The sequence below is a fragment of the Psychrobacter sp. TB20-MNA-CIBAN-0197 genome, from assembly GCF_040309765.1.
Classification (GTDB): domain Bacteria; phylum Pseudomonadota; class Gammaproteobacteria; order Pseudomonadales; family Moraxellaceae; genus Psychrobacter; species Psychrobacter submarinus.
On the sequence record NZ_JBEOPC010000075.1, the window covers coordinates 1 to 967 of the forward strand.

Below are 967 nucleotides of genomic sequence, written 5' to 3' on the forward strand. Positions count from 1 at the left end.
TTTAGTTTGTTCTCAATGTCCTGTATTTCATTATCAGAGACTTGTCTAAAGTCACAACCCTTAGGCAAGTACTCTCTGATAAGGCCATTGGTATTCTCGTTGGTTCCTCGCTGCCATGACGCATAAGCATCGGCAAAGAAGAAAGGGCTAAAGAGCTTTTGTTTCACCTTCTTATGCTGAGCAAACTCTTTACCATTGTCAGAGGTAATGGTCTTAACCTGCAACCTCACTGGCGCTAAGAGTTCTATCATTGCCTCTGATACTTGCTGTGCTGTTTTATGACCCACACGCTTCATCTTCAGCAGCCCCGTTTTACGTTCAACGAGCGTGACAATCGCTTGCTTGTGATGCTGACCGATAACGGTATCCGCTTCCCAATCTCCAATACGTGAGCGTTCTTCAACAATACAAGGGCGCTCATGAATCGAGACTCTGTCATTGATACGGCCTCGAGTCTCAGCGGTTAGACGCTGCCGGTATGGTTTTCCTTTACGTCTGAGACACTGCCACAATGTACCGCCCTGCCTCTTATCACGCCAAATATAGCGATAAATGCTCATATGACTGATACCAGCATGAACGCCAGATATTTGCTCAGGACTCCAGTTCTCTTTAAGCTTGTCTGTCACCCATGCCCAGAGGTCAGTCACAATAGTTGTGGCGTTGTTAGCCCGTCTGTCACAAGCCTTGTTATTAGCATGCTTTGCTCGGTAACCTCGTAGGCTTTTATTACGCCTAAGCTCTCTTGATATGGTACTGGGACTTCTGTTTAACACCCTCGCTATAAAATTAATACTATGTTTTGCCCCTTTAAGGGCATAAATCTGGTATCGTTCACCTAGGCTTAGATGTGTATAGCTCATGGTTGCAATCTCACTTTGGTCGGTGGATAAAAACTTTGATGCTAGCGCATCTAGGTCTTTTTTTCACCTTGCATTTGGTATTGCACTTCATGTGTTAATCTAAG

1 protein-coding gene is annotated in these 967 nt (G+C 44.8%); it reads right to left on the reverse strand.

The window, feature by feature from the left end; genetic code table 11:
• Positions 1-863, reverse strand: an 863-nt coding sequence (locus AAEY83_RS12695) for an IS30 family transposase (protein ID WP_025644112.1), incomplete at its 3' end; no start/stop codon positions are given.
• Positions 864-967 lie beyond the last annotated feature (104 nt).